General features: G+C 65.3%; 5 protein-coding genes and 2 pseudogenes. 2 read left to right on the top strand and 5 right to left on the bottom strand.

The genetic code is table 11. The features are described from left to right. Positions 1-457 (bottom strand): annotated as a pseudogene (locus tag RMN84_RS10070) (heme lyase NrfEFG subunit NrfE); the annotation flags it as partial. Positions 458-689: 232 nt separating this feature from the next. Here RMN84_RS10070 and RMN84_RS10065 point away from each other — a divergent pair. Then, positions 690-2,788: pseudogene (locus RMN84_RS10065) on the top strand (malate synthase G). Here the strand turns inward: RMN84_RS10065 and RMN84_RS10060 are convergent. From RMN84_RS10060 to gntA, 4 genes are read right to left on the bottom strand one after another with little or no spacing between them, the layout of a single operon-like run. Continuing rightward, positions 2,785-4,650: an ABC-F family ATP-binding cassette domain-containing protein gene (locus RMN84_RS10060; protein ID WP_309612039.1), complete on the bottom strand. Its 1,866-nt coding sequence runs from the start codon at positions 4,648-4,650 to the stop codon at positions 2,785-2,787. The pseudogene RMN84_RS10065 and the gene RMN84_RS10060 sit on opposite strands and share 4 nt — an antisense overlap. A 43-nt stretch (positions 4,651-4,693) precedes the next feature. Further along, on the bottom strand, positions 4,694-5,548 hold the full coding sequence (locus tag RMN84_RS10055) for an ATP-grasp fold amidoligase family protein (RefSeq protein WP_309612038.1): 855 nt from the start codon (positions 5,546-5,548) through the stop codon (positions 4,694-4,696). Further along, complete coding sequence (locus RMN84_RS10050; RefSeq protein ID WP_309612037.1) at positions 5,548-6,138, bottom strand: urea carboxylase-associated family protein; 591 nt, start codon at positions 6,136-6,138, stop codon at positions 5,548-5,550. The genes RMN84_RS10055 and RMN84_RS10050 overlap by 1 nt, the downstream gene beginning before the upstream one ends. After that, positions 6,128-6,820 carry a guanitoxin biosynthesis heme-dependent pre-guanitoxin N-hydroxylase GntA gene (gntA, locus tag RMN84_RS10045; RefSeq protein WP_309612036.1) on the bottom strand — a complete coding sequence of 231 codons (693 nt, stop codon included), beginning with the start codon at positions 6,818-6,820 and terminating at the stop codon, positions 6,128-6,130. The genes RMN84_RS10050 and gntA overlap by 11 nt, the downstream gene beginning before the upstream one ends. Positions 6,821-6,907: 87 nt before the next feature. On the opposite strand from gntA, the gene RMN84_RS10040 reads away from it, so the two are divergent. Next, positions 6,908-7,906 carry an NAD-dependent epimerase/dehydratase family protein gene (locus RMN84_RS10040; protein ID WP_309612035.1) on the top strand — a complete coding sequence of 333 codons (999 nt, stop codon included), beginning with the start codon at positions 6,908-6,910 and terminating at the stop codon, positions 7,904-7,906. The last annotated feature ends 80 nt before the right edge of the window (positions 7,907-7,986 follow it).

The raw sequence follows: 7,986 nt of genomic DNA, 5'->3' as shown, positions 1-7,986 counted from the left end.
CCGGATCGACCCGCGCGAACGGGTTCGAGCTGAACAGCAGGAAGGCGTAGAACCCCAGCGCAATCGTCGCCTGCGCGCCGAGTGTCGCCACCAATGTATCGCGCGGCAGGCGTTTCTCGAACAGCGCCACCGCCGCCCCGGCGACGCCCAGCACCGTCACCCACAACAGCATCGATCCTTCGTGATTGCCCCACGCGCCGGCGAACTTGTACAGCCACGGCTTGGCCGAATGGCTGTTCTCGGCGACCAGCAACACGCTCATGTCCGACACCATGAACAGCGCGATCAGCATGGCCATCGACAGCGCCGTCAGCAGCCCGATAACCACCGCCACCGGCCGCACCGCGCTCATCAGGTCGTCGCGATCTTGGCGAATACCGACGAAGGCAAGCAAAAGTTGCAGCGCCGCCAACGCCGCCGCGAACCACAGTGCGGCCAGTCCCGTCTCGGCCATCATCGGCAAAGCGATCCGGAATCGTGGTGGTGGGTCAATCGCTGAAAGACTGGGCTGGCAATGGCATGAATCGCGGGCACACCACGGCAATAGTCAGGATCGTGCCGGGAATCCATGACCGGTGCCATATTCGATGGTTTCGGCGGCGGTCGGCAGCCATCGCGAATTGCCCTCGACTGGTCACCGCCCGCCTTCTAGATCGGCGCTCTTTCCAGATGATAGCAAGCGGGATCCCATGGAGCAAATGATCGAAAAGTCCGGCCTTGGCGTTGCAACGGCCCTGGCCACATTCGTGGATCATGACGTGCTGCCGGGAACGGGCCTATCGACGCAGTCCTTCTGGGCTGGAACGGCGGCAATCTTCGCTAACTTCGGCCCTGAGAATCGCACTCTGCTCGCGACCCGCGACGCGCTTCAGACAAAGCTCGACGCGTGGCACCGGGCCCACCCCGGCACGCCCGACCCCACTGCCTATGAGGCGTATCTGCGCGAGATCGGCTACCTCGTCGCCGAGCCCGCGCCCTTCACCATCGATCCGCACCACGTCGACGACGAAATCGCGCGGATGGCGGGGCCACAGCTGGTCGTGCCGGTACTCAACGCCCGCTTCCTGCTCAATGCCGCCAACGCGCGCTGGGGCAGTCTTTTCGACGCCCTTTATGGCACCGACGCGATCCCTGGCGCGGCCGCAGTTAAAGGCTATGACCCGGTGCGCGGCGCGGCGGTGATCGCCCGCGCCAAGGCGTTTCTCGACGAAGCCGTGCCGCTCGCCAGCGGGTCATGGGCAGCGTTTGCCGGTGGCCACCCGGTGCTCGCCAATCCGGCGCAGTTCGTCGGCCGCAACGGCGCCAACTATCTGTTCAAGCACCATGGCCTGCACATCGAGGTGGTGATCGACCCGAGCCACCCGATCGGCCGAGACGACCCCGCCAACATCGCCGACGTCGTCCTCGAAGCCGCTTTGACAACCATTGCCGACCTCGAAGATTCGATCGCCGCGGTCGACGCCGAGGACAAGGTCGCGGCCTATCGCAACTGGCTCGGCCTGATGCGCGGCGACTTGACGGCCAGCTTCGACAAGGGCGGCAAGACGCTCACACGCTCGCTCGACCAGGACCGGAAGTTCACCGCACCCGACGGCACCGCCCTCACCCTTCCCGGCCGGAGCCTGATGTTCGTCCGCAACGTCGGCCACCTCATGACTACCCCCGCCGTGCGCCTTGCCGACGGATCGGACGCGCCCGAGGGCATCCTCGACGCGATTATGACCAGCACGATCGCGCTGCACGACCTGAGGAAGCTCGGCACCTCAACCAACAGCCGCACCGGCTCGGTCTATATCGTCAAGCCCAAAATGCACGGCCCCGACGAAGCCGCCTTCACCAACCGCCTGTTCGATGCGGTCGAGGATCTGCTCGGCCTTTCCCGCCACACGATCAAGGTCGGCGTGATGGACGAAGAGCGCCGCACGTCGGCCAATCTCGCCGCCTGCATCCATTCGGTCAAAGACCGCGTCGTATTCATCAATACCGGCTTCCTCGACCGCACCGGCGACGAAATCCATACCTCGTTCGAGGCCGGGTCGATGGTCCCCAAGTCGAGAACAAGGCGAGCGAGTGGATTGCAGCCTATGAACAGCGCAACGTCCAGATCGGGCTTGCCGCCGGCTTCTCCGGCCGGGCGCAGATCGGCAAGGGCATGTGGGCCGCGCCCGACCGGATGGCGGCAATGCTAGACGAAAAAATCGGCCATCCGCAGGCCGGTGCGTCGACCGCGTGGGTACCCAGCCCCACGGCGGCGGTGCTCCACGCGCTTCATTATCACCAGCTCGACGTCTTCGCGCGGCAGAAGGAGTTTGCCGACCGTGCGGTTGCTCCGCTCGCCAAGCTGCTGACCATTCCCCTCGCGGGCGGACGGAACTGGACCGAGGATGAAGTGCAGGGCGAGCTCGACAATAATGCCCAGGGCATCCTCGGCTATGTCGTGCGGTGGATCGATCAGGGGGTCGGCTGCTCGAAGGTCCCCGACATCCACGACATCGGCCTGATGGAGGATCGCGCAACGCTACGCATCTCGTCGCAATTGCTCGCCAACTGGCTCCGCCACGGCGTCTGCTCGGCAGCCCAGGTCGACAAGGCGTTCACGCGGATGGCGGCGCGGGTCGATGCCCAGAATATGGGCGACCCGCTCTACCGACCGATGAGCGGCCATGAGGCGACTAGCCTGGCGTACCAGGCCGCCCGGGCGCTGGTGTTCGAAGGAGCGGTGCAGCCCAACGGCTATACCGAACCGCTGCTTCATAAATATCGGCAGGAGGTGAAGGCGGCGAGCTAAGCCGCCTGTTCGAGGCGCTCGCTGGCCTCGAGCCAGCGCGCCTCCGCCGCTTCCAGCTCCGCAGCGACTTCGGTCCGGCGGCGGTTAAGCTCACTGATCGGCAGTTGCGCGAGGTCGGGCGCGGCGCGCGACGGGTCGAACATCGCCTGGTCGAGCGCCGAACATTGTGCGGCCAGCTTGGCGCTCGCCTGCTCGGCCTCGACCGCCGCCAGCTTCAGCGCCGCCGCATCGCCGCGGGCCTTCGCCGTGGCTTTCTTGTCGAGCTTGGCCGCCTTGGCCTTAGGTTCGCCCTTCGGCTGGTTCCGACCCAGCACGAAGTCGATATAATCGTCGATCGACCCGGCATAATCCAGCGCCCGGCCATCCTCGACCAGCACCAGCCGATCGGCGGTCAGTTCGACCATGTGGCGGTCGTGGCTGACCAGGATGACCGCTCCGTCATAACCGTTGAGCGCTTGGACCAGCGCTTCGCGGCTATCCACATCGAGGTGGTTGGTCGGCTCGTCGAGGATCAGCAAATGCGGCGCGTCGCGGGTGATCAGCGCCAGCGCCAGCCTCGCCCGCTCGCCCCCCGACAATTTTGCGACCAGCGTCGTCGCCTTGTCGCCCGAAAAGCCGAACCGCCCAAGCTGCGCCCGCACGGCGGCCGGGGTCATGCCCTTCATCAGCCGGGTCATATGCTGCAACGGCGTATCGTCGCCGTGCAATTCCTCGACCTGATACTGAGTGAAATAGCCGACCCGCATCTTGCTCGACGAATGGACCTCACCCTCCATTGGCGCGAGCTGGGCGGCGAGCAGCCGGGCGAGCGTGGTCTTGCCATTGCCGTTGCGGCCGAGCAGCGCGATGCGGTCGTCGGGGTCGATCCGCAGGTGGAGCTTGCGCAGGATCGGATTGCCTTCCGTGTACCCCACCGAGGCCATGTCGAGCGTGATCAGCGGCGGCTTCAGTTCGGTCGGCGACGGGAAATCGAAGCTGAGGCTGGGATCTTCGGCCAACGCCGCGATCGGCTGCATCTTGGCCAGCATCTTGGCGCGCGATTGCGCTTGCTTGGCGGTCGAGGCGCGTGCCGAGTTGCGCGCGATATAGTCCTGCAACCGCGCCCGCTGGCTGTCCTGTGCCGCCCGCGCCGCCGCGATCTGCGCCACCCGCTCCGCCCGCTGCCGCTCGAAACTGTCGTAGCCGCCCGAGTAGAGCTTGACCTTGCCACGCTCGAGATGGAGGATCGTGTCGACGACATTGTTGAGCAGGTCGCGCTCGTGGCTGATCACCACCAGCGTGCCTGGATAGCTTTTGAGGAAATTCTCGAGCCACAGCGTTGCCTCGAGGTCGAGGTGGTTCGACGGTTCGTCGAGCAATAGCACATCGGGCTGCGAGAACAGCAGCGCCGCCAGCGCCACCCGCATCTTCCACCCGCCCGAGTAGCTGTCGAGCGGCTGGCCCTGCATCTCCTCGTCGAAACCCAACCCGAGCAGGATCCGCGATGCCCGTGCGTCAGCAGTGTAGGCATCGATCGCCAGCAGGCGCTCATAGACATGGCCGAGCCGGTCGGGGTCGTGGCATTCCTCGGCCTCGGCCATCAGCGCGGCGCGCTCGGCGTCGGCGGCCAGGACGGTCTCGAACGGCGTCCGCTCACCCGACGGCGCATCCTGCGCAATATAGCCGAGTCGGGTCTTCTTCGGCATCTCGATCTCGCCGTCGTCGGGCTCGAGCTGGCCGATCATCACCTTCATCAGGGTCGACTTGCCGGCGCCGTTGCGGCCGATCAGCCCAACCCGCGCGCCAGGCGGAATCGCGGCAGTGGCGCGATCGAGGATCGTCCGCCCGCCGAGGCGCACCGTGATTCCATTGATATTGAGCATGGCGCGCCCTTAGCAGGTGCAGCAAGAATGCGAAAGGCCGCGGTCAATCCATCGCCAACGCCGCCCGCGCCTCGGTCCACCACTCGCCGAGTTGCTCGTCAAGCGAAGGCGGATCGAACGGATCGAGACCCGATCCGGGGTAAAGGCAAAATTCTCCGAACAGCGGGCCGTCGACGGTATCGTAGAAATCGACCCGGATGAAATCATGGCCTCGCCCGAGCGTCTCGGCTGCCGCGATCATCGCCGCCAGCTTGCCCGGCGCCGTCGCCTCTTGACCGTTCGACAGGCGGTTCCAGTGGCGGTCATATTGCACCCAGCAGTGATCGCCCAAGCGATTGGTATGGACCTGCACGATCGCGACGTAGCCGGCAAAGACATAAAGCTTGTAATCGACCGGCGGCGTGTTGCCGTGACCGATGAACGGTTCGACCATCAGCCCGGGCCGATTGAGCGAATAGAGCCATTCGTCGAGCCAGCGGCCATACGTCTGACGGGTCCAGCAGCGACTGCGGGCCAGCGCATCGGGCCAGTCGCGGGCAATGTCGTGAATGATGGCGAATTGATTGCAGCCGTGGCTCGCCTTGATCACGAAGGGTGCCGGCCACGGCGGCACGTCCGGCGCCGCCTCACCCTGCCAGAGAGTCGGCACGACCCATTGCGATCCCAGGCGGGAGGCGACCAGAGCCTTCGCGGCGCATTTGTCGGTCAGCGACGCAAGCGCCGGGCTGCGCTCATTGAGCTTGCGCCACTGGACCCATTCGTTGAACCGAAACGGGTGGTCAAGGTGGGGCAGCCGGCGATGGCGCCACGCATAGATCAACCGGACGCGGAGCCGAGCCAGCGCGCCGCCAGTCTCCGCCCGCTCTCCCGCGATCGCCCCGGCAAACGCCGTCGCCATCAATCGATGCGCCAATGGATCGGCTTGAAACTTCCGTTGTTGGACTGCAGCGCCGAGCAGGCGGTCAGGCCGATGACCAGGTCATCCTCGGCGCGAAACGCAATAAGGTCGCCGGCCTTGCTCAGCGGCGGTTCGACGGTGAAGGTCCCTGTTGCGCCGTCGACCGGTACGTTCATGAAGCAGTTGAAGGCGATCGGGATCATATCCTCGGTCACGCCATGAGGCGCCAGCACCGCGGCGAGATTGCCGAAGCAGCCCCGGTGCGGATCGGCGTCACCATAGATGATCCGGAACGTATCCTTCGAACAGGGCGTGAGCAGGAAGTCATGGCGTCCGACGCTGTCCTCGACGATCGTCAGCAGCGGCCTGCTGCGGTTCGAATAAAGTACGTCGCCGGTGGTCAGATAGATGCGGTTGGCATAGTCGAACGTCCGGCCCGACGAGATGACTTCGCGCACATCGTCGCGCGCAAACGCCAGCAGGTCCGCGACCTGCTCGCCACGCGGGTCGATGACGGTCAGCGTCTGGCCCTTGTCGAGAGTGAAGGCGGTTCCGCTCCGGGGCAGAATCTCCCGCGCGTCAGTCGGCATTGGGTGCGGTCCGGCCGCTGAACGGGCAGCACCAGCCATCCTCGACGGCACGACCACTATATTGCCGCGCGGCCGACATCGTGCCGTGGGACGCCAGCATCGGATTGACCGAGCCCGCCAGAGCGACGTCGCGAGACAGGATCGCGCCGCGCAACTTGTCGTAGCGCCCGGCCGCGCGCAGCCGCTCGAACTGGTCGTGAAGATTGAACACCATCGCCGGTCGCTCAAACCGCCGCGCCGGTCGACTGGCGCGAGGATGGAGGCCGACGACGAAAAACGCCTCACCGCCGAAACTCATTGCGAAATGGGGGTCGTCGGGGTCGTGGGCGACGCGGGGATCGGCCGGCTGGCCCAACCATTCGTCCTTGTCGGTCAGTGACTGCAGCCGGTCCCACATGCCCTCTTCGAATTCCGTCTCAGATTCGGGCGCGCCCTGCTCGAAAATGACCACCAGCGTCTGGAACAGGTCGGGTGAAGCGCGATAGCCGCGGACCAGATCGAACAGCGTCGGCAGGATGCGCAAATCGTCCCACGCCGAAGTGAAATCTCGAGCGACGACAAACCGCATCCCGTCTCGATTGAGCGCGGCCTTCGCTCCGACGCAGGGAAACATTTCAGCCGAGACAAAGCCGGCGAACTGTTTGGCAAGGAGATGGGATCGATCATCGGACGCAATCAACATGGTGCGTAAAACGGAATCGAAGGAATTCAGTTCCGATCTGCAACGCGAGGGATGGCCCCGCCCGACCGCCACCGCTAGAACGCCGCCATGACGACCCTCGTAACCGGCGCCGCCGGGTTCATCGGCTATTCGGTTGCGCGGTGCCTCCTCGAGCGCGGGGAGCGCGTCGTCGGGATCGACAATCTCAACGATTATTATGCAGTCTTGCTGAAGCGCGACAGGCTCGCCATCCTGGACAACGAATTTAGCGATCGGTTTTCATTCGATCCGGTTGACTTCGCCGATGCGCAGGCGCTGGCTGCGTTCGCTGGAACCAGCGACTTCGACCGCATCGTCCACCTCGGTGCGCAGGCCGGGGTGCGCTACTCGATCGACAATCCGGGGGCCTATATCCAGTCGAACATCGTCGGCCACGCCAACCTGCTCGAACTCGCCCGGCAGCGCGGGTCGAGCCACATGGTTTATGCCTCCTCGTCCTCGGTCTACGGCGGCAACGACCAGCTCCCGTTCCGGGTCGAGGACCGCGCCGACCATCCGGTGTCGCTTTACGCCGCGACCAAGCGCGCGGACGAGTTGATGAGCGAAGCCTATGCCGGCCTCTATAAGTTGGCGCTCACCGGCCTGCGTTTCTTCACCGTCTACGGCCCATGGGGCCGCCCCGACATGGCGCTGTGGATCTTCACTAAGGCGCTGTTCGAGGGCCGCCCCCTGCCCCTGTTCAATGGCGGCCGGATGCGGCGCGACTTCACCTATATCGACGATATCGTCGGCGGCGTCGTCGCCTGCCTCGACCGCCCGCCCGCCGACGATGGCGCCGAAAAGGCCGGTGGCAGCGTCAGGCCGCACGCGCTCTACAACATCGGCAACAGCCGCTCGGAAGAGCTGCTACAGCTCATCGGCCTGCTCGAGGAAGCGACCGGGCGCAAGGCCGACATCCGCCCCGAACCGATGCAGCCCGGCGACGTCACCGACACCTTCGCCGATATCAGCGCCATCGCCCGCGACCATGGCTATGCCCCTACCGTGTCGATCGACGTCGGCGTGCCGCGTTTCGTGCAATGGTACCGCGACTATCACTGCCTTTAAGGGAATTCTAACTCCATGAGCGTGCCTCCGATCCTCTCCACCTGCGCCTGCCCGTTATCGGCGCGCCGCTGTTCATCCTG

Source organism: Sphingomonas sp. (assembly GCF_031380695.1).
Taxonomy (GTDB): domain Bacteria; phylum Pseudomonadota; class Alphaproteobacteria; order Sphingomonadales; family Sphingomonadaceae; genus Sphingomicrobium.
This window is presented reverse-complemented; position numbering and strand designations above follow the sequence as displayed.